Raw genomic sequence first — 19,396 nt, 5'->3', positions numbered from 1 at the left:
GGCTACTGCGTCGCCCGGTCCCGCGACAGCACCCGCCCGAGCCACGGCCCGGCGATCAGCACCACCACGAAGCGCGCCACCTGCATGGCCACCACGAAGGCCACATCCGCATGGGTGGCGGTGGCGATGATGGCCACCGAATCGGCGCCGCCGGGACTGGTGGCGAGGAAGGCGGACAAGGGATCGATGCCGCCGAATTGCACCAGCATCAGCGCCACGCATGCTGAACTCAGGATCAGGATGGCGATGGACCCGAGCACGCGCGGCAGCAGCCGGCGGGCATGGCGCAGCACCTCCATGGTGAAGCGGGTGCCGATGCCCCAGCCCACCACGCCATAGGCCAGCGCGAGCACCCAGCGCGGCAGCTCATAGGTGAGAAGCCCGGAAAAATTCAGCGCGATGCCCAGCAGCATGGGTAGCAGCAGCGTGCCGCCCGGCATCTTCAGCCGCCGCCCCAGCGCGCCAATGCCGATGGCGAGCCCAATGGCCGCCACTGTCGCGGGCGTCGGCCACATCACCGCATGGCCCGTCTCGGGCACGGGTATCGGCAGTTGCAGGGTTTTCGCCACCGTCATGGCGGCCAGCGCGCAGCAGACCACCCGCAGATACTGCATGAAGGCGACGAGCCGCATGTCCGCCCCATAGGCGCCCGACATCAGGGTCATGGCGGTGGCAGCGCCCGGCAGCGAGCCCCAGATGGCGGTGGTGCCGGGCAGCCCGCCCATGCGCGACTGCACCCAGCCCAGAAAGCCGGCCATGGCGAAGGTGGAGAGCGTCCCGATGATGAAGAGCGGCCCGTGCGCGGCCACTTCCTGAAAGATGGTGGTGGGGATGGCGCTGGCGATCATCAGCCCGACCACCGCCTGCGCCACCATGAACAGTGTCGGCGGCACCTTCAGATTGCCGCCGCTCACGGACAGCACGATGGCCGCCAGCATCGGTCCCAGCAGCAGCCCGGCGGGGACATTGAGCGCATCGAGTGCCAGCACCGCCGTGATGGACACGGCGGCGAGCAGCAGCCAGCGGGCGGGCGCGGGCCAGGCCCGGAAATCCAGACGCGAGCGTGGGCGCTCGGAAGTGTCGTCAGGCACGTCTTTGGGCCGGAAACGCTTGTGATCGTTCATGCCGGATGCCGCTGGGAGAGACGTCGGGACGATGCCGGGGCACCGAGGCGCGTCTTTCCCATATCGCAAGCAATATGGCCCCCGTCGACCCTGTTTCCGCAACCGTGGTCACGGACCAAGGGGAAGCCCCCGCCCCCCTTGGTCATGCGCGTAAAATGGTGCCGTCGGATATGGTGCCGCCAGCTATTCCGCCGCCCGGGCGATGACGAGGGGCGTGTCTTCGTCCCCCGGCAGCGTCGTCAGATCTTCCGATTCGATCTTCTCCGGCGCGCCCTCCGAACCCCGGCGCTCGGCGAGATTGGCGAGGTCGGCGAGGGTGAACTTGCCATTCTCGCCCAGGGTCGGCCTCCAGTCGGGCTCCTGCGCCAGGAAGGAGGCGCGATCGGCCCGCATGACGGCGACGAACAGATTGGCGACGATTTCCGCCCCGACGCCGGCCAGTCGCTGCCCCTCGCCGCGCACCTCCGCCTCGCGCAGGATGTAGTACCAGAGCGGGGCCTCATAGGTGCGGCCCGGCAGCTTGTCGGCGATGTGACCCCAGAGTTCGTCCTGTCGCAGGGCGGGATGATGGGGCAAGGCCAGATAGCGGGCGATCATGTCGCCGGAGGGCAGCCGGGCGTCGATGCCGCGCTGGAGATTACGCACCGCCAGCGAGCGTTCCACATTGGGGGCCGAACCGACCACGGAGGGCGGGAGCTTCGTCAGCGGCGAGGACAGTTTCGAGTCGATGCGGAAGCTGGGCTGCGCCGCCGTACCGAAGAAGCGCTTCCAGTCCACCACCAGATTGGGGGGCACGATCCGCCCGCCCCGCAGGTCGGTCGGCGCGGTGTCGGAGAAGATGGGCGCGCCGCCGGTATCGTTGATGCCATAGCCGGCCCGCACCATGGAGTGGCCGAAGCGATAGACCGCCACGCTGAACTCGACCGGGATGAAGGGTTCGCCCTTGAAGATAAAGCGGGTGTTCTGCAGCGCCCGTTCCGCCGTCTGCGTGCCGACGATGCGGGGCAGGAACTCCTTGAGCACCAGCCACTGATAGTGCCAGCGCACCAGTGTCTGCGCCTCCTGGAAGCGCGCGCCGGTATCCGTGCCGGTGGTGAAGTCGGTGAAGACCCGGTTGTGGAACTTCAGGAAGGCCAGATGCAGCTGGGAGACGATGATGTTCTCGTCATTGCGGGGATCGCCGATGAGGGCCACTTCCTGGCTGTTGCGCGCCAGATCCCTGCCTTCGGCGGCAAGGAGGAAGCAGCCGGGGTTCTTGCCGTCATAGAGATAGGGCTGGTCCCGCGGCCCCTGGCCATAGAGGGAGTCCAGCTCGAAGGCGGGCGTACGGAAGTTGCGCGTGGCCTCCGGGTCGATCTGCTGTTCGAGGATCGAGGTCGGGTCGAAGGTCAGGTCATGGTCGATGAACTGGCCGAAGAAGGTATAGCCCGCCTTGATGCGCGGATTGTCCATCGCCAGGGCTTCCGGCGAACCGGGCGCGGGCGTGCCGCCGTCGAGGGCGAGCCCCAGCTGCTTGGCGTCCTTCGATGTGAAGCCCTTGTGGGAGCGCAGTTCGGGAAACAGGCGCCCGAAGCGGCCGGTTTCCGAATAGCGCCCGCGCAGGCCGTCGACCGCTCGGTCGAAGCGATTGTCGAAGCCGTGAAATCCCATGGGTGCATCTCCAGCTTGAAGGTGCCGCGGCCGAGAGGCCCGGACCATGTGCGACTGGGCGCGCAGCACCGCAGGCACGCCTCCCCCCGCACGCGCCGGAGCGGGCGCATGTCCGGACGGGCATACAGGTGCGCGCACCGGAGACGGTTGCGTCCCCGGCATGATCGTTCTGCGGCTGTAGGAGGTCGCTACAGGCCCGCTATTGCTGCTTTTGATTTGAAAAATGACAAACTGGCACGCGCACTCAGCAACGCCACAGTACAGATGTCACATTTTTCTGACGAGGAAAGGTGACGGGCAGCGGCTTTGCCGGGCCCGATGCGAGGCCATAGTGCAATCGGCCAACCGCAAATGCAACCATAAGATTTACGCTACGGAACATCGCATGCGAAACAAGGCTACAGAGGTATTGAGTGCGGGCGACAGGCATGTCCCACCGCACTGTTTCGCGCGAACAGCCTGAAGCGGCGCGCCATAAAGCCTCGCCGCTCCATGGAGGCCGGACGCTTTCTAGGCGATAGCGATGATCTCCACCTCGCGGCCGGCCACGGTGGCCACATCGCCCACCGCCTTGCCCATGACCGCGCTCGCCAGCGGGGAGACATAGGACACCGAGCCCTTGGCCGGGTCCGCCTCGTCCTCGCCCACGATGCGGAAGGTCTGGCGGCGCTCGTCCTCGCGCAGCAGGGTGACGGTGACGCCGAACTGCACCGTCTCCGGATCGGCCGGGGTCTCGATCAGTTGGGCGGTGGCGCGGCGGGCGCTGTAATAGCGCAGATCCCGCGTCGCCCGCGCCATGGCGGTGCGGTCGGCCTGCACGTCGCCTTCCGTCTGCGCCGCCCCATAGGCCGCGCGCGCCTCCGCCAGCGCCGCATCCAGCGCCTCAAGCCCGCGCGCCGTCACCAGATTGGGATGGGGCGAGATCGGGCGATCCGGCAGATCGGCGGCCGTGGCTTCAAGGTCGTTTTCGCGCGTGAAGGCGACGGACATGAGGGCGGTCCTGAAAGGGTGTGAGGACGGATCGCGTCTGCGCCGCGGCTCCGGTTCCCCTTCAGATAATGCGCCGGCTTGCCCCGCGAAACCGGGGCGGGGCGTTTTCCGGCGTTCCCCTCAGTTCCGCCCGTCTTCCAGCAGGCGGCGGGCGATGACCTGGGCCTGGATCTCGGCGGCGCCCTCGAAGATGTTGAGGATGCGCGCGTCGCACAAAAGGCGCGACACCGGATATTCCAGCGCGAAGCCGTTGCCGCCGTGGATCTGCAAGGCATTGTCCGCCGCCGCCCACGCCACCCGCGCGCCCAGCAGCTTCGACATGCCCGCTTCAAGATCGGTCCGCCGGCCCTCGTCCTTGGCGCGGGCGGCGAAATAGGTGATCTGGCGGGCGATGGCGATCTCCACCGCCATCATCACGATCTTGTCCGCCACACGCGGGAAGGAGATCAGCGGCTTGCCGAACTGGATGCGCTCCTGCGCATAGCGCAGCCCCGTCTCCATGGCCGCCTGCGCCACGCCCACCGCGCGCGCCGCCGTCTGGATGCGGGCGGCCTCGAACGTGTTCATGAGCTGCTTGAAGCCCTGCCCCTCCACGCCGCCCAGCAACTGGCCCGCCGGCACCTCGAAGCCGTCGAAGCCGATCTCGTATTCCTTCATGCCACGATAGCCGAGCACCTCGATCTCGCCCCCCGTCATGCCCTCGGCAGGGAACGGGTCTTCATCGCTGCCGCGCGGCTTTTCCGCCAGCAGCATGGACAGGCCCCGGTAGCCGGGCTGCGCCGGATCGGTGCGCACCAGAAGCGTCATCAGGTCGGCGCGGACGGGATGGGTGATCCAGGTCTTGTTGCCGTTGACCTTGTAGACATCTCCCTCCTTCACAGCGCGGGTGCGGAGCGAAGCAAGGTCGGAGCCGGTGTTGGGCTCGGTGAACACGGCGGTGGGCAGGATCTCACCGGAGGCGAGCTTGGGCAGATAGTGGGTCTTCTGCTCATCGGTGCCGCCGCCGAGGATGAGTTCGGCCGCGATCTCCGAGCGCGTGCCCAGCGAGCCGACGCCGATATAGCCGCGCGACAGCTCCTCCGTGACCACGCACATGGCCTCCTTCGGCAGGCCGAGACCGCCGAACGCCTCAGGAATCGTCAGGCCGAACACGCCGAGATCGGCAAGACCCGAGACCACCTCCATGGGGATATAGTCGTTCTTCAGATGCCATTCGTGCGCGTGGGGGGAGACCTCCGCTTCCACGAAGCGGCGGATCTCGGAACGCATGGCCTCCAGCGTCTCGTCGAGCCCGGCCTCGCCCACGGTGAAGGCGCCGTGTTGGGCGCGGATGAGGTCCATCAGCCCGGCGCGGGCCGGGGCGGTGTTCCCGGAGCGGATCAGGGCCGCCACCGCCGTGTCCTCCCACAGCAGCGCCTCGGCCTCCTCCGGCAGATAGAGGTCGGAAAGGCGCAGCACCTCGCCCTGGCTCATGGAAATGCCGCCGCGGATCTGGGCGGCGTATTCGCCGGCGCCGATCTGCACGATCAGCCGCTCCGTGGGGCCGAACTTGCCGGCCTCCTCCAGCCGGTCGGCATAATGCACCAGCTCGCGAATGCCGAAGACATACGTGGCCAGCCACGCCAGCCCGTGCACCGCGCGCTGCTCGCTCTCCAGCAGATCGGCGGAGAGCTTTCCATCCGCGCTCACCGCCGCGCGCACGGAAAGGGTGGCGTCCGAGAGCGTGCGTTCCAGCGCCGGCAGAGCGGCGCGCACCAGCGCGACCATGTCGTCGCCAGCCCCGCTCCCGGACTGTTGGGCCAGAGTGCGCGGCGTGGAAATGCTCGACATGGCGTTACCCCCTCAGGTTGTGCATTGCAGTATTTTGCACATCCTCGCCTCACCTCCCGGCAGACGCAACGGGAGATTGCGCGGCCTTTCGTAGGGGGGCGGCTCAGGCCGCCGGCACTTCTTCCTGCTGGGCGCGGTAGGTGACGAGCTGGGCGCGCAGTTCCATCAGGGCCTCCTGCACATGGATGCAACCGGACACGGCCGTGTAGAGCCGCGTCAGGCTCGCCCCGTCCGCGCGCAGCAGGCCGGCGGTGCCGGCGCGCTCCATCTCCGCCTGCAGGGCCGCCACCGCCGCGCCCATGGCGGCGGCGCTGTCGGCGGGGGCGCCGAGGCCCACCGGCCGGCCGCTGCGCAGGCTCTCGGCAATGTCCCGGCACTCGGTGGCGAGTGCGGCCAGCGCCGCCTGCAGGGTCGGGCGCACGGGGGTGGAGAGGGTTTCCGGCAGCGGTGCATCCGCCACCCGCAGCAGGATGATCACCGAGTGCCAGAGCCGGCGGCACAGCCGCACCACGGGCGAGGCATCGGGCGGCCCCGCCAGCCAGCTCGCCCGCTCGCGTTTGGCCTCGCCCACCCGGAGATCGGCGGCGCGCAGGGCAACGCGCGTACCCGCATTCAGCCGGTCCACCTCGGCCGGATCCAGCGTGCCGTCGAGCAGCCCCGCCGCGCTCTGCTCCAGCAGTGCGGCGCAGGCATCGAGCGCTGCGGCGGCGTGGGGAAACAGCAGGAACAGCGCGCGCGTGGGAAACACGAACAGCGCACAGGCCACGCCGACGGCACCGCCAAGGCCGATCTCCAGCACCCGCTGGAGGCCCGACACCAGCGGCTGGGCATGGGAGGGGTCCGCCAGCATCACCACCACCACGGTAACGGGGGCGAGCTTGAAGCTCGGCCGGGCGGCGGCGAGCAGCGCGGTCACGAGCGTGCCGAGCGTCAGCAGCAGCACGGTGAGGTCCGGCGAGGGGCCGGCCAGCATGGCAAGGATGACGCCAATGATGCCGCCCGCCACCGTGCCCAGCGCTCGGTCGGAGGCCACCGCCACGCTGGCGCCCAGCGAGGACTGCACCACGAGAATGGCGGAGAGCACCGCCCAGTAGCCCTTCGGCAGATCGAGAAACCAGGCGATGCCATAGGCCAGCAGCGCGGCGACGGTGGCACGCACGGCGAGGCGCAGATGCGCCAGCTCGAAACGCGGCCAGCGCGGCTTCAGGCGCGACCAGAGCCCGGAGGCGGGTGGTGCGGGCTCCGGCACGGAATCGGGCATGGGTCACGGGTCCGGAATGGCGGGGCCTGAACCACGGCGGTGCCTTCGGGTTATTCCCGGATGGAAGCCGCACCCGGTGCCTCCTGCGCCGGGCGATCTGGCTTATGATGCGCCGCGCCGAATGTCACGCGGAACGGGGACACATGCTGCTGCGGGCCTATCGAGTGATCATGGATGCGGTCTGGACCTTCATCGAGGACGACGGCTGGGCCATCGCCAGCCACATCGCCTTGTCGCTTCTGATGTCGCTGTTCCCGTTCCTGATCTTCCTCACCGCGCTGGCCGGATTCCTGGACCTGCGCCCGCTCGCCAACGAGGCCATCCAGCTCATTCTGGAGACATGGCCGGACGCGGTGGCCGAGCCCATCGCGCGGGAAATCCATAACGTGGTCAATCAGGTGCGCGCCGACGTGCTGACCATCGGCGTGGCACTCGCCATCTACTTCTCGTCCAACGGCATCGAGAGCCTGCGCATCGGCCTCAACCGCGCCTATGGGGTGAAGGAGCACCGGGCGTGGTACCGGCTGCGGGTGGGCTCCACCTTGTTCGTCATCGTCGGCGCAGCGGGCATGCTGGCGCTGTCCTTCCTCGTCATCCTCGGGCCGCTGATCTGGGAGACGGCTGTGTTCCATGTGCCGGCGCTGAAGCCGCTGAGCGCCGTCGTCACCGTCGCCCGTCTGGGCATCACGACGGTGATCCTTCTCACCGCGCTGCTGATGGCCCATCTGTGGCTGCCGGCCGGCCACCGGCGCCTGCTCGACGTGCTGCCGGGCATCGCCATCACCCTCACCCTCTGGCTGGTGGCGGCCACCGCCTTCGGTGTCTATCTCTCGGAATTCTCGAACAATTACGTCACCACCTATGCGGGCCTCGCCTCGGTGATGGTGGCGCTGGTGTTCCTCTATCTCACCGCCACCGCCTTCATCTTCGGCGGCGAGCTGAATGCCGCCATCCTGCGCGCACGCGAGGCGAAGCGCCGGCGGCTCCGCCCCAAGGCCGAGGCTGTCGAGGCTGCATCGTCGTGAGTGTCGAATTTCCCATCCCCAAGCCCGATGGCCGCCAGTCCGTCACCGCGCAGGCGCTGCAGCGGGGCGTGCTGCGCCATCTGGTGGCGCACGGCCTGTTCGGCCTTCCGGAGTTTTCGCTGGTGAGCGGCCGGCGGGCGGACATCATCGCCCTCGACGGCAAGGGGCAGGTGACGATCATCGAGATCAAGTCGTCGGTGATCGACTTCCGCACCGATACGAAATGGCCCGAATACCGGGCCTATTGCGACCGCCTCATCTTCGCGGTGTCGCTGGATTTTCCGATTGAGATCCTGCCCGACGAGGTCGGCATACTGGTGGGCGATGCGTTCGGGGCGGAGATGATCCGCCAGCCGCCGGTGCATGCGCTGCCGGCCGCCACGCGCAAGGCGCTGACCCTGCGCTTCGCCAGAGCCGCCGCCGGACGGCTGACCGCGCTCTATGATCCGGACATGCGTCCGGCCATCGACTGGTAGAGCCTCGCCGGTATTGAGGCCGAAGTATCAAATGCAACAGAGGATCGTCATCCCCGGACTTGATCCGGGGATCCACGTGGTTCCGCTGGGTGGGCGATTCGAAAAAAGTGCGAACGTGAACCGCGCGCCTGAGACGTACACCGTCCACTATCGGCCCGACGTGGATGCCCGGGTCAAGCCCGGGCATGACGATCTGTTTGTGCGGACAGGTTCGTAAGACTGATCGGTCGAGAACGCGACGCTTACTGCCCGCGCTTGCGCAGTTCGTCCTGGCGCATGGGCATGCGGTCGATCAGGCTGAAGATGGCACGCGGCTCCTGCGGGGTGCTCCAGCGCTCGGCCACATGGCCGTCCTTGCCCAGCAGAATCATGCGGAAGCCGTCACGCGGCACCCGCAGGCGGGTCCGCAGCGGATCATCCGGCGACACCACCGTGAACACCACCACATCCCGCTCGTTGACGCCCCGCGTCTCAGGGGCAAGACGGGCGAGCTGGTCGCGCAGCTTGGGATCGTCCGGGCCGGATGCGAACAGCACCAGCGGCCGCGCCTTCCAGCGCAGCTCGTCCACGGAAGCTGCCGCCGCCACGCCAGCCCAGCCGGCCGAAAGGCCGAACGCCAGGGCCGCCGCCGCGAGCGAATGGTAGGTGCTGGTGTCGAATTCCGCCTGTGCCATGTGGGGGTGAACGGCGAATGAACGAATCCGTTCCACCGCATCGCATAAAACTTTGGTCGTAGACGAGGGCGCCGCACGCCCGCACGCGCTTGCGTTGCATCAAGGCACCAAAGGCGGCGCGGACGCATGAAAAGTGCATGACCGCCCCCAGCCCCCTCGACCTTGCCGCGCCCGCCGCCCGCGCGCCGGCCCAGACGCCAGCCCCGCTGGCCCCCGACGCGCTGATGGCCCGCTATGGCCGCAACGTGCCGCGCTACACTTCCTATCCCACCGCCCCGCAATTCAGCCCCGAGGTGGATGGCGAGACCTATGCCCGCTGGCTCTCCGAGCTGGCGCCCGGCGCCCATGCCTCGCTCTATCTGCACGTGCCCTTCTGCGCGGAGCTGTGCATCTATTGCGGCTGCAACACATCGGTGGCTCGGCGCTATACGCCGGTGGCCGCCTATGCGGAGCGCCTGCGCGCCGAGATCGCCCGCGTCGCCGCTTTCATTCCCGGCCGGCTCAAGGTCTCGCATTTGCATTGGGGCGGCGGCACGCCCACCCTGCTCTCGGCCGAAGACATGACGGCGCTCATGGCCGACATCCGCACCCATTTCGACGTGGAGCCGGACGCCGAGCTTGCCATCGAGGTGGACCCGCGCGTGCTCAGCCCGGAGATGGTGACGGCGCTGGCCGCCGCCGGCCTCACCCGCGCCAGCCTCGGCGTGCAGGATTTCGATCCCGCCGTGCAGGAGGCCATCGGCCGCCACCAGTCGTTCGAGGAAACCGCGCATGCGGCCAAGGCGCTACGCGCGGCCGGCATCTCCTCGCTCAATCTCGATCTCATCTACGGCCTGCCGCACCAGACCGTCGCCAGCGTGCTCAATTCGGTGCAGACCGCGCTCGCGCTCGATCCCGACCGCATCGCCGTGTTCGGCTATGCCCATGTGCCGTGGATGAAGAAGCACCAGAACCTCATCCCCGAGGCGAGCCTGCCCGGACCGGCCGAGCGCCTCGCGCAGGCGGAGGCGATCACCGATCTGCTCACCGCCAAGGGGTTTGTCGCCATCGGGCTCGACCATTTCGCCAGGCCCACGGACGCCATGGCGCGCCGGGCGAAGGCCGGCACCCTGCATCGCAATTTCCAGGGCTACACCACGGATGACGCCCCCGTGCTGCTCGGCTTCGGCGCCTCCGCCATCGGCGCGCTGCCGCAGGGCTATGTGCAGAACCTGCCCGCCACCCCCGCCTGGCACAATGCCATGGCCGAGGGCCGGCTGCCGATCGCGCGCGGCCGGGCGCTGACGGCGGAAGACCGCCTGCGGCGCGACGTGATCGAGCGCATCATGTGCGACGGCGGCGTGGATCTCGATGCGCTGCTGGCCCGTCACCGTTTCCCGGCCGGCACCTGCGATGCGGAGCTGAAGCGGCTCGCCGCCATGGAGGCGGACGGGCTGGTGGTGCGCCGGGGCGCGCGACTCGCCGTGCCGCCGGAAGCCCACGCCTTCACCCGTACGGTGGCGGCGGTGTTCGACGCCTATCTGCCGCCCCCGGACGACGACGCCGGGCCGCGACGCCACGCGGCGGCGGTCTGACACATGCGCCCGGCCCCCTCACGCCCCACGGGAGATGCGTCCGGCATGCGGCCGGCCGCATCCGCGACGCCGTCCATCGGAGCGGTGGAGCGAGGGGCACGGGTGGCTGCGCGCAAGAAAACGCCGCCGGGCCATGATGGCGCGCGGCGGCGTAAGGGGGGCAGTACACCTGCCGGTCCCATGGAGCCGGGACCGACGGGGTTGGAAAAGGGATCAGCTGTCCAGCCGGCGCAGGGCCGAGCGGTCACGCAGTTGCACGCGGCGCGAGGAGGGCAGCGAGATGGTACCCTGCTCCTCAAGGCAGGTCAGCGTGCGCGATACCGTCTCGATGGTGAGGCCGAGGAAGTCGGCCATGTCCTGGCGGGACATGGCGAGCTGCAGCTCGGTCACGTTGGAGGCGGTGGTGGTGCCGGCGCGGCGGGCGAGGTCCAGCAGGAAGGAGCCGACGCGCTCCTGAGCGGTCTTGCGGCCCAGCAGCAGCAGGTGCTCCTGCGCCCGCTGGAGTTCGGCGAAGCTGAGCGCCCAGAGCGCGCAGGCCAGTTCCGGCTCGGCACCGGCGCGGGAGAAGAGAACGGAGCGCTTCACGCGCACCAGACGGCACTCGCTCACCGCCTCGGCGGAGAAGCGGTAGCGGTCGCCCGTCTCCCAGCCGAAGGCATCGCCCGGCAGGCAGAAGGTTTCGATCTGGCGGCGGCCGTCGCCCATGAGCTTGCAGATGCGCACCACGCCGGTGGTGACGACATAGACATGCTCGGCAAGCTGGTCGTCGCCGAAGATTTCGCTGTTGCGGGAGAAGGAGACCGGGGTCCCAAGGGCCGCGACGACCTGGGCGGGGCTGGCGGCTTCGCCGTTGAGGCTCATGGAAGCGGTGCCCTTGGCAATCTCGCTCCACCTTCCGGAGGGCATGGCATGGGCATAGGCTTGCGGAGGGATGCTCGCGATATGGGCGATGGCGCTGGCGGCGGTCGACATCGAACTGGTCTCCAACTTTTTCTAAGCCATGGAGTAGCGCTGTAGCTGCGGTGCAAAAATTCGGATTCACTCCTTAAGGCCAGGCCCTTAAGTAGTTTTACGTACATTTGTTAAGCACGGTGATATGAGGCGGGTTGCCGCAACGCAATGCATACATTGCGTGCAATTGTTCCGATACGGTAGGATTTTATGTCCAAACGGTAGGCACATGCGGTCAAACGGTAGGCATTTAGGACTGCGCGACATCTTGTCGCCAAGGTCCGGTCAGGCAGCCATGAGCAGGACGCATATCCAGTGAACAGGACCAACATCCAGGCCTTGCCCCCCAAGGGTCCGCACATGCCGCAGAGCCTGTCGGACGCGCTGCGGCACGCGCTGCCCGGCGCCATCGCGGCCGTGCTGGTGCTCCTCGTCGCCGCTGCCCTCGACGCCCGGCCGTTCGATCCGCGTGTGCTGCTGATTCTGCTCGTGGTGGCGGTGGCCGCCAGCACGCAGGGCCTGCTGCCCGGCCTCGGCGCCACTCTGGTGGCCAGCGCCGGCACCGTGCTGCGGTCGATCTGTCTCGACGTCGGCACCATCGACGACTGGCAGACCCTCGCCCTGTTCACGCTGGCGGGGGTGGGCATCGCCGTGCTCGGCGAGCGGCTGCGGCGCACGCGCGTGGATGCGCTGCTGCGCGACCGCGCGCTGCTGGCGCGGGAGGCGCACCTCTCCTCCATTCTCGACACCGTGCCCGACGCCATGATCGTCATCGACGAGTGCGGCGTCATGCAGTCCTTCTCCACCACCGCCGAGCGCCTGTTCGGCTACACCGCCTCGGAAGTGATCGGCCGCAACGTGTCGATCCTGATGCCCAACCCGCACCGGGATCATCACGACGGCTATCTCCTGCGCTATATGACCACCGGCGAGCGGCGGATCATCGGCATCGGCCGCGTGGTCACGGGCGAGCGCAAGGACGGCGCCACCTTCCCCATGGAGCTGGCGGTGGGCGAGATGCACTCCGGCAACGGGCGCTTCTTCACCGGCTTCATCCGCGACCTGACAGAGCGGCAGGAAACCGAAGCCCGCCTGCAGGAACTGCAGGCCGAGCTGGTGCACATCTCGCGCCTGACCGCACTGGGCGAGATGGCCTCCACCCTCGCCCACGAGCTGAACCAGCCGCTCTCAGCCATCGCCAACTACATCAAGGGCTCCCGCCGCATCCTCGAGGACGGCGATCCCAAGCGCCTGCCCATGCTGACGGGCGCGCTCGACAAGGCGGCCGAGCAGGCGCTGCGCGCCGGCCAGATCATCCGCCGCCTGCGGGACTTCGTCTCGCGCGGGGAAAGCGAGCGGCGGCTGGAGAGCATCTCCAAGCTGGTGGAGGAAGCCAGCGCGCTGGCCCTCGTCGGCGCCAAGGAGCACGGCATACAGGTGCGGTATCAGTTCGACACCACCTGCGACCTCGTGCTCGCCGACAAGGTGCAGGTTCAACAGGTATTGCTCAATCTGATGCGCAACGCCCTCGAAGCCATGATGGAGGCGCCGCGTCGCCAGTTGCTCGTCCAGACCGCGCCGGCGGAGGACGACATGGTGACGATTTCCGTCTCCGATACAGGGCATGGCATATCTGAGGAGATGCGGTCACAATTGTTCACGCCCTTCGTCACCACGAAAGCCCACGGCATGGGGGTCGGCCTGTCCATCTCACGCACCATCATCGAGGCGCACGGCGGCCGCATCTGGGCCGAGCCAAATCCCGAGGGCGGGACCGTGTTCCGCTTTACCCTGCGCACCGTCGACGAGGAGGCGATGCAAGATGCCTGATGCGCTTCCGGTGCATGTGATCGACGACGACGACGCGGTCCGCGAATCCCTTGCCTTCCTGCTGGAGAGTTCCGGCATCCCCGTGCAGCAGCACACCTCCGCCCTTGCCTTCCTCGATGCCGGCGTGGCGCTGGACCGGGGCTGCGTGGTCACGGATGTGCGCATGCCCGGCATGAGCGGCGTGGACCTGCTCAAGGAGCTGAACGACCGCGGCGCCCGCGTCTCCGTCATCGTCATGACCGGCCATGGCGACGTGCCCCTCGCCGTCGAGGCCATGAAGCTCGGCGCCGCCGACTTCCTCGAAAAACCGTTCGACGACACCGCCATGCTGGGGGCGGTGAAGACCTGCCTCGGCCGCACCGCCGCCGCCGAGCGGGAAGACGGCCTGCGCGGCGAGGTGGTGCGCCGGCTCGCCGCCTTGTCCCAGCGCGAGCGGCAGGTGCTGGAATGTCTGGTCGCCGGCCATGCCAACAAGACCATCGCCTATGACCTTGGCATCAGCCCGCGCACGGTGGAGGTCTACCGGGCCAATGTGATGACCAAGATGCAGGCCGCCAGCCTGCCCGAGCTGGTGCGCATGGCGCTGCTGGCGGGCATTGCGCCGGGGGACATCCCGGTACGGCAGTAGCCCCCGTCCCGTCCCTTGATTTAACTCAAGGTCCGCAAGGCCCGGAACCGCGATGGTGACGGCCTGCGGGCAGCCCGGCGAGGCTGCCTTGCCCGAGGCACCCTATGCTCCAAATTGGCGATGAACAGGCCATCGACCGCCCCGCCTCACCGGTGGTGGTCGTGGTGGATGACGATCCCGCAGTGCGCGGGTCGCTCAAGTTCGCGCTGGAGCTGGAAGGCTTCGACGTGCGCATCTTCGCCACCGCGGACGAAATCCTGCACGAGGACATGACCGGCCTGCCCACGCGCGGCTGTCTGGTGATCGACTACAATCTGCCCGGCCTCAACGGCCTTGAGCTGCTGCGCGAATTGAAGAAGCGCCACATGCAGTGGCCGGCGATCCTGATCACCAGCCACCCCACGGAGCTGGTGCGCCGCCGCGCCAACAAGGCGGGCATCGCCATCATCGAGAAGCCGCTGTTCTCCAACGCCCTGAGCGATGCGGTGCGCGACACGTTCCTGCGCCCGGCGCAGTAGCCACCGGCCCGTCCGGCCGGCCCTTCAGATCCCCTGCGTGGCCTTGCGGATCAGCGCGAGCGCGTCCTCCGAGGCCCATTCCGCCGGCCCCGCAAGGAAACCCAGTTCGCAGCCCTTGGCATCCACCAGAAGCGTCGTCGGCAGGCCGAAGCCGCGCCCGACGCTGCGCAGCGCCTGGAAGCTCTTCGTCTCCGGGTCCGCATAGAAGGCCAGCGCGGAAACGCCGATCTCCTTCAGGAAGGCATGCGGCTTCTTCGGGTCGCGGGTATCCAGATTGATCGCCACCACCTGAAAGTCCTTGCCGCCGGCAACCTTCTCCAGCTGATCGAGGGCGGGCATTTCCTTGCGGCAGGGCACGCACCACGTGGCCCACAGATTCACCAGCAGCGTCTTGCCCTTCAGGTCGGCGAGCGTCACGGGCTTGCCGTCCGCATCGGTGAAGGCCAGTTCCGGCAGACGGCGGGGCGTGGTGGCGAGACTGAAGGCCGCAAGCTCGCCCTTGGCCAGCGGCGCGAGGCCCTTGGCGGTGGTCACGGCGCCGGTGCAATCGGGATCGCTCAGGGCGGCGGTGGCGGCGGGGACGGTGCCATCCGCCTGTGGTTTGGTCTCGGCGGTCAGCGGTTTCGTCGCCGACGCATTGCCGGGGAGGCCATTCATCCCGTATAGGGCGAGCGCGCCGACCACGGCCCCAGCCACCGTTGCTCCCGCCACCAGACCGATCATGCCCCACGGCCCCTTGCGGGCGGCGCGCGGCGCGGCCGGGGCAGGGTTCGACACTGGGTCGTTTTCCGGGCGCGGCAGCTTGGTATCGGTCATCGGAGGTCCGTCATGAGCAACAAGATGTGGGGCGGGCGGTTCGCCACCGGGCCTGACGCCATCATGGAGGAGATCAACGCCTCCATCGGCTTCGATCAGCGTCTTTACGCCCAGGACATCGCCGGCTCCAAGGCCCATGCGGCCATGCTGGCCGCCCAGAAGATCATCGCGGCAAAAGATGCTCAGAAGATCCAGAAGGGTCTAGACACGATCCTGTCAGAGATCGAGGCCGGCAAATTCTCCTTCAAGCGCGAGCTGGAGGACATCCACATGAACGTGGAGTCCCGCCTCGCCGAGATCATCGGCGCCCCCGCCGGCCGCCTGCACACCGCCCGTTCGCGCAACGATCAGGTGGCCACCGACTTCCGCCTCTATGTGCGCGACACGGTGGATGCGCTCGACGCCCAGATCGCCGACCTTCAGGTGGCGTTGTCCGAGAAGGCGCTGGCCCATGCGGCCACCGTCATGCCCGGCTTCACCCATCTCCAGACCGCGCAGCCGGTGACGTTCGGCCACCATCTGATGGCCTATGTGGAGATGCTGGGCCGCGACCGGGGCCGTCTGGCCGATGCTCGCAAGCGCCTCAACGAGAGCCCGCTGGGCTCGGCCGCGCTCGCCGGCACCTCCTTCCCCATCGACCGCGATGCCACCGCCAAGTCGCTCGGCTTCGACCGGCCGACCGCCAATTCGCTGGACGCGGTGTCCGACCGCGACTTCGTGATGGAGACGCTCTCGGCCGCCTCCATCTGCGCCATCCATCTCTCGCGCTTCGCTGAAGAGATCGTGATCTGGACCTCGCCGGCCTTCAGCCTGATCCGGCTGTCGGATGCCTTCACCAGCGGCTCGTCCATCATGCCGCAGAAGCGCAATCCCGACGCCGCCGAGCTGGTGCGGGCCAAGGCCGGCCGCATCATCGGCGCGCTCACCGGCATCCTCGTGGTGATGAAGGGCCTGCCGCTGGCCTATGCCAAGGACATGCAGGAAGACAAGGAAGGCGCCTTCGACGCCTTCTCGTCCTTCTCGCTGGTGATCGCCGCCATGGCCGGCATGGTGCGCGACATGGAGCCGGATGCGGCCCGCATGAAGGCCGCCGCCGGGCAGGGCTATGCCACCGCCACCGATCTCGCCGACTGGCTGGTGCGCACGCTGAACATCCCGTTCCGCGATGCCCATCACGTCACCGGCCGCATCGTGGGCCTCGCCTCCGAGCGCAATCTGCCGCTGCACCGGGTGCCGCTGGCGGACATGCAGCAGGTGGAGAAGCGCATCACGCAGGATGTGTATTCGGTGCTCACCGTCACCGCCTCCGTGCGCAGCCGCACCTCCTATGGCGGCACGGCCCCGGCCCGCGTGCGCCAGCAGGCCCGCCGCTGGCTGAAGAAGCTCGGCGCGGCGTGAGCGGGCCGCGCTTTTCCCCCGCCTTTCGCGAGGAGCTTCACCAGCTCTTCGCGTGGCGGCGGGATGTGCGCGCCTTCCGCACCGATCCCTTGCCCGAGGGCCTGCTGGAGCGGCTCATCGCCACCGCCTGCCTTGCGCCCTCGGTGGGCCTGTCGCAGCCGTGGCGCTTCGTGGAAGTGACGGAGCCCGCCCGCCGCGCCGCCATCCGCGCCAATTTCGAGGCGGCGAACGCGGAGGCGCTGGCGGCGCAGGACAGCTGCCGGCAGACGGCCTATGCCCGGCTCAAGCTGGCGGGGCTGGATGACGCCCCCTGCCATCTGGCCGTGTTCGCCGATGCGGCCACCGCGCAGGGCCACGGCCTCGGCCGCCGCACCATGCCGGAGGCCATCGACTATTCCGCCGTGCTCGCCATCCACACCCTGTGGCTGGCCGCCCGCGCCGAGGGCATCGGGGTGGGCTGGGTGTCTATTCTCGATCCCGCAGGCGTCGGGCGGGCGCTGGAGGTGCCGGAGGGCTGGCATTTCGTCGGCTATCTATGCATCGGCCATCCGCAGGCGGAGCACGAGGTGCCGACGCTGGAACTATCCGGCTGGGATCACCGCCGCCCCGCTGAGAGCTTTCTGCTGCGCCGCTGAAGCTGTGCGTCCTGCCCTGACAAGGTCGTGACCCCGATCAGATGCACCGGGAGGTGTGTCCTTCTGGGGCTCGCCTTCGCCGTACCGGTCGCTATAGTGGCGACGCGTTCTTGCCTGAGGTGTTCCGTGTCCCGACGCTTTCGCTTCCCCGCCCTTGCCTTGGTCCTCGCCTGTGCCGGGACCCTTGCCGGTTGCGGCGTGAAAGGTCCGCTGGAGCCCCCGCAGGCCGCCAACGGCCAGCCGGCCCCGGACTCCCACAGCGCCACCAGCGGACCCAGCGCCACCAGCCGGGTGAACATCACCTCGTCCGTGGGCTCCACCACCGGCGGCGGCGGACTCGGCAGCAGCGGCGGCGCCACGGGCGCACAGGCTGGCGGCTCCACGGCCGCGCCGGTGCCCCTCAATGAAGTGAAGCGCCCCAACAAGCCCTTCATCCTCGACGGCCTGCTCTGAGCAGAACGCCGATCCGGCGGGGCCGGATTGGATCGGATGTCATCTGACCCGTGAATCCGCCTCCCAAGCATGCTAGGGACTGCGCCGTCGCCGCGCGGAAACGCGCGCGCCTGGAGCGTTTCACTGTTTCATGGAAGCACTGAAACACGCCAACTCTTCGATAGGGAATGTCTTGCGGCCTGGATTGCGCAGCAATCAAAGCCGGACATGCTCTAGGCTGAATGTGGACTTGCGCTGGCTATGCACCATTTCGTTTATCACGACGGCCGCCTCCGGGCCGAGGACGTTGACCTGACCACCCTCGCGGACGAGGTCGGCACGCCCTTCTACTGCTATTCCACCGCCACGCTCGAACGCCACTACCGCGTCTTCAGCGCCGCCTTCTCCAAGCGCGAGATGCTGCTGTGCTACGCGCTGAAGGCCAATTCCAATCAGGCGGTCATCGCCACGCTGGCGAAGCTCGGCGCGGGCGCGGACATCGTGTCCGGCGGCGAGCTGAAGCGCGCGCTGGCGGCCGGCATCCCGGCGCAGAAGATCGTCTTCTCCGGCGTCGGCAAGACCCGCGAGGAGATGGTGGCGGCGCTGGACGCCGGCATCCTGTGCTTCAACGTGGAGAGCGAGCCTGAGCTGGTGGCGCTGTCGCAGGTGGCGAGCAGCATGGGCCGCACCGCGCCCATCTCCATCCGCATCAATCCCGACGTGGACGCCAAGACCCACGCCAAGATCTCCACCGGCAAGTCCGAGAACAAGTTCGGCATCCCGATCTCGCGGGCGCGGGAGGTCTATGCGGAGGCGGCGAAGCTCCCCGGCCTCGCCATCACCGGCGTGGACATGCACATCGGCAGCCAGATCACCGACATGGCGCCGTTCGAGAATGCCATCGCGCTGCTGGCCGAGCTGGCGCGCGACCTGATCGCGCAGGGCCACAAGCTGCGCCATATCGACCTCGGCGGCGGCCTCGGCGTGCCCTACGTGGCCGGCGACCCGGTCCCGCCCGCCCCCGACGCCTATGCGGCGGTGGTGGAGAAGGCGCTGGGCGGGCTCGACCTGCCGCTGGTATTCGAGATGGGCCGCATGATCGTGGCCAATGCCGGCATCCTGGTCGCCCGCGTGCTCTATGTGAAGCATGGCGAGGGCAAGACCTTCGTGATCGTGGACGCGGCCATGAACGACCTCATCCGCCCGACGCTCTACGAGGCGCATCACGACGTGCTGCCGGTGCTGAACCGCCCCAACGCGCCGCTGAAGACGGTGGATGTGGTGGGCCCGGTCTGCGAGACCGGCGACTATCTGGCCCTCGACCGCGCGCTGCCCGAGCTGGTGCCCGGCGACCTGATCGCGGTGATGACGGCGGGCGCCTATGGCGCGGTGCAGGCCTGCACCTACAACACGCGCGCCCTGATCCCGGAAGTGCTGGTGAGCGGCCCGCAGGCCGCCGTGGTGCGCCCGCGCGTGGACGTGGACGCCCTGATCGCCCTCGACCGCCTGCCGAGCTGGCTGGACTGAGGGACTGAAGGAGCAGGAGAGCGCGCGCTTCGAGCGGGCTTGCGAAGGCTCGCGCAT

18 protein-coding genes are annotated in these 19,396 nt (G+C 68.5%); 10 read left to right on the top strand and 8 right to left on the bottom strand.

Going from position 1 to position 19,396, the window contains the following annotated elements; translation table 11 throughout:
* Positions 1 to 2: 2 nt before the first annotated feature.
* The 5 genes from IEW24_RS22125 to IEW24_RS22105 all read right to left on the bottom strand — a co-directional run bounded on the left by IEW24_RS22125 (position 3) and on the right by IEW24_RS22105 (position 6,855).
* Positions 3 to 1,124 (bottom strand): AbrB family transcriptional regulator, encoded by a 1,122-nt coding sequence (locus tag IEW24_RS22125; protein WP_188582763.1) that lies wholly within the window; start codon positions 1,122 to 1,124, stop codon positions 3 to 5.
* 183 nt (positions 1,125 to 1,307) lie between these two features.
* A complete protein-coding gene (locus tag IEW24_RS22120) occupies positions 1,308 to 2,774 on the bottom strand; it encodes a peroxidase family protein (protein ID WP_188582762.1) in 1,467 nt (488 codons plus the stop codon).
* Positions 2,775 to 3,284: 510 nt separating this feature from the next.
* Positions 3,285 to 3,764, bottom strand: coding sequence for a transcription elongation factor GreA (gene greA / locus IEW24_RS22115; RefSeq protein WP_188582760.1), 480 nt, complete (start codon positions 3,762 to 3,764; stop codon positions 3,285 to 3,287).
* Positions 3,765 to 3,884: 120 nt separating this feature from the next.
* Entirely contained in the window at positions 3,885 to 5,594 is a 1,710-nt protein-coding gene (locus IEW24_RS22110; protein WP_188582758.1) for an acyl-CoA dehydrogenase family protein, read from the bottom strand.
* Between the two features lie 103 nt (positions 5,595 to 5,697).
* Positions 5,698 to 6,855, bottom strand: a complete 1,158-nt coding sequence (locus IEW24_RS22105; protein WP_188582756.1) for an FUSC family protein — start codon at positions 6,853 to 6,855, stop codon at positions 5,698 to 5,700.
* A gap of 143 nt (positions 6,856 to 6,998) precedes the next feature.
* Here IEW24_RS22105 and IEW24_RS22100 point away from each other — a divergent pair, with 143 nt between their 5' ends.
* Complete coding sequence (locus IEW24_RS22100) at positions 6,999 to 7,880, top strand: YihY/virulence factor BrkB family protein (RefSeq protein ID WP_188582754.1); 882 nt, start codon at positions 6,999 to 7,001, stop codon at positions 7,878 to 7,880.
* Entirely contained in the window at positions 7,877 to 8,356 is a 480-nt protein-coding gene (locus tag IEW24_RS22095) for an MmcB family DNA repair protein (protein ID WP_188582752.1), read from the top strand. The genes IEW24_RS22100 and IEW24_RS22095 overlap by 4 nt, the downstream gene beginning before the upstream one ends.
* A 242-nt stretch (positions 8,357 to 8,598) precedes the next feature.
* Here the strand turns inward: IEW24_RS22095 and IEW24_RS22090 are convergent, their stop codons facing one another.
* A complete protein-coding gene (locus IEW24_RS22090) occupies positions 8,599 to 9,030 on the bottom strand; it encodes a DUF4174 domain-containing protein (RefSeq protein ID WP_188582750.1) in 432 nt (143 codons plus the stop codon).
* 224 nt (positions 9,031 to 9,254) lie between these two features.
* Here IEW24_RS22090 and hemN point away from each other — a divergent pair, with 224 nt between their 5' ends.
* The gene (gene hemN, locus IEW24_RS22085; RefSeq protein ID WP_210324273.1) at positions 9,255 to 10,604 is read left to right on the top strand and encodes an oxygen-independent coproporphyrinogen III oxidase; all 1,350 of its coding nucleotides are present in this window, start codon (positions 9,255 to 9,257) and stop codon (positions 10,602 to 10,604) included.
* Positions 10,605 to 10,817: 213 nt separating this feature from the next.
* Here the strand turns inward: hemN and IEW24_RS22080 are convergent, their stop codons facing one another.
* Entirely contained in the window at positions 10,818 to 11,576 is a 759-nt protein-coding gene (locus tag IEW24_RS22080; protein ID WP_188582747.1) for a helix-turn-helix domain-containing protein, read from the bottom strand.
* 339 nt (positions 11,577 to 11,915) lie between these two features.
* Between IEW24_RS22080 and fixL the strand changes: the two genes are divergently transcribed.
* The 3 genes from fixL to IEW24_RS22065 all read left to right on the top strand — a co-directional run bounded on the left by fixL (position 11,916) and on the right by IEW24_RS22065 (position 14,531).
* Complete coding sequence (gene fixL / locus IEW24_RS22075) at positions 11,916 to 13,385, top strand: two-component system sensor histidine kinase FixL (RefSeq protein WP_188583268.1); 1,470 nt, start codon at positions 11,916 to 11,918, stop codon at positions 13,383 to 13,385.
* The gene (gene fixJ / locus IEW24_RS22070) at positions 13,378 to 14,013 is read left to right on the top strand and encodes a response regulator FixJ (protein WP_188582745.1); all 636 of its coding nucleotides are present in this window, start codon (positions 13,378 to 13,380) and stop codon (positions 14,011 to 14,013) included. Before fixL ends, fixJ begins: the two co-directional genes overlap by 8 nt.
* A 104-nt stretch (positions 14,014 to 14,117) precedes the next feature.
* A complete protein-coding gene (locus tag IEW24_RS22065) occupies positions 14,118 to 14,531 on the top strand; it encodes a response regulator (RefSeq protein WP_188582743.1) in 414 nt (137 codons plus the stop codon).
* A 24-nt stretch (positions 14,532 to 14,555) separates the two neighbouring features.
* Here IEW24_RS22065 and tlpA read toward each other — a convergent pair whose 3' ends face one another.
* On the bottom strand, positions 14,556 to 15,254 hold the full coding sequence (tlpA, locus tag IEW24_RS22060) for a thiol:disulfide interchange protein TlpA (protein WP_373870123.1): 699 nt from the start codon (positions 15,252 to 15,254) through the stop codon (positions 14,556 to 14,558).
* A 105-nt stretch (positions 15,255 to 15,359) separates the two neighbouring features.
* On the opposite strand from tlpA, the gene argH reads away from it, so the two are divergent.
* From argH to lysA, 4 genes are all read left to right on the top strand, one after another.
* Positions 15,360 to 16,745 (top strand): argininosuccinate lyase, encoded by a 1,386-nt coding sequence (gene argH, locus IEW24_RS22055; RefSeq protein WP_188582739.1) that lies wholly within the window; start codon positions 15,360 to 15,362, stop codon positions 16,743 to 16,745.
* Complete coding sequence (gene bluB / locus IEW24_RS22050; RefSeq protein WP_188582737.1) at positions 16,742 to 17,380, top strand: 5,6-dimethylbenzimidazole synthase; 639 nt, start codon at positions 16,742 to 16,744, stop codon at positions 17,378 to 17,380. Before argH ends, bluB begins: the two co-directional genes overlap by 4 nt.
* A 126-nt stretch (positions 17,381 to 17,506) precedes the next feature.
* Positions 17,507 to 17,833 carry an LPS translocon maturation chaperone LptM gene (gene lptM / locus IEW24_RS22045; RefSeq protein ID WP_244644606.1) on the top strand — a complete coding sequence of 109 codons (327 nt, stop codon included), beginning with the start codon at positions 17,507 to 17,509 and terminating at the stop codon, positions 17,831 to 17,833.
* Positions 17,834 to 18,073: 240 nt separating this feature from the next.
* On the top strand, positions 18,074 to 19,339 hold the full coding sequence (gene lysA / locus IEW24_RS22040; protein ID WP_188582734.1) for a diaminopimelate decarboxylase: 1,266 nt from the start codon (positions 18,074 to 18,076) through the stop codon (positions 19,337 to 19,339).
* Positions 19,340 to 19,396: the final 57 nt, after the last annotated feature.

The organism is Azorhizobium oxalatiphilum, from assembly GCF_014635325.1.
GTDB classification, from domain to species: Bacteria; Pseudomonadota; Alphaproteobacteria; order Rhizobiales; family Xanthobacteraceae; genus Azorhizobium; species Azorhizobium oxalatiphilum.
Note: the sequence above shows the minus strand (reverse complement) of the source record. Positions and strands in the feature narration are given on the sequence as shown.

What these genes read in the sequence shown, in the direction of transcription:
- IEW24_RS22125 (WP_188582763.1), bottom strand. Translation starts at nt 1,124, where the DNA reads ATGAACGATCACAAGCGTTTCCGGCCCAAAGACGTGCCTGACGACACT.
- IEW24_RS22120 (WP_188582762.1), bottom strand. Translation starts at nt 2,774, where the DNA reads ATGGGATTTCACGGCTTCGACAATCGCTTCGACCGAGCGGTCGACGGC.
- greA (WP_188582760.1), bottom strand. Translation starts at nt 3,764, where the DNA reads ATGTCCGTCGCCTTCACGCGCGAAAACGACCTTGAAGCCACGGCCGCC.
- IEW24_RS22110 (WP_188582758.1), bottom strand. Translation starts at nt 5,594, where the DNA reads ATGTCGAGCATTTCCACGCCGCGCACTCTGGCCCAACAGTCCGGGAGC.
- IEW24_RS22105 (WP_188582756.1), bottom strand. Translation starts at nt 6,855, where the DNA reads ATGCCCGATTCCGTGCCGGAGCCCGCACCACCCGCCTCCGGGCTCTGG.
- IEW24_RS22100 (WP_188582754.1), top strand. Translation starts at nt 6,999, where the DNA reads ATGCTGCTGCGGGCCTATCGAGTGATCATGGATGCGGTCTGGACCTTC.
- IEW24_RS22090 (WP_188582750.1), bottom strand. Translation starts at nt 9,030, where the DNA reads ATGGCACAGGCGGAATTCGACACCAGCACCTACCATTCGCTCGCGGCG.
- hemN (WP_210324273.1), top strand. Translation starts at nt 9,255, where the DNA reads ATGGCCCGCTATGGCCGCAACGTGCCGCGCTACACTTCCTATCCCACC.
- IEW24_RS22080 (WP_188582747.1), bottom strand. Translation starts at nt 11,576, where the DNA reads ATGTCGACCGCCGCCAGCGCCATCGCCCATATCGCGAGCATCCCTCCG.
- fixL (WP_188583268.1), top strand. Translation starts at nt 11,916, where the DNA reads ATGCCGCAGAGCCTGTCGGACGCGCTGCGGCACGCGCTGCCCGGCGCC.
- fixJ (WP_188582745.1), top strand. Translation starts at nt 13,378, where the DNA reads ATGCCTGATGCGCTTCCGGTGCATGTGATCGACGACGACGACGCGGTC.
- IEW24_RS22065 (WP_188582743.1), top strand. Translation starts at nt 14,118, where the DNA reads ATGCTCCAAATTGGCGATGAACAGGCCATCGACCGCCCCGCCTCACCG.
- tlpA (WP_373870123.1), bottom strand. Translation starts at nt 15,254, where the DNA reads ATGATCGGTCTGGTGGCGGGAGCAACGGTGGCTGGGGCCGTGGTCGGC.
- argH (WP_188582739.1), top strand. Translation starts at nt 15,360, where the DNA reads ATGAGCAACAAGATGTGGGGCGGGCGGTTCGCCACCGGGCCTGACGCC.
- lysA (WP_188582734.1), top strand. Translation starts at nt 18,074, where the DNA reads ATGCACCATTTCGTTTATCACGACGGCCGCCTCCGGGCCGAGGACGTT.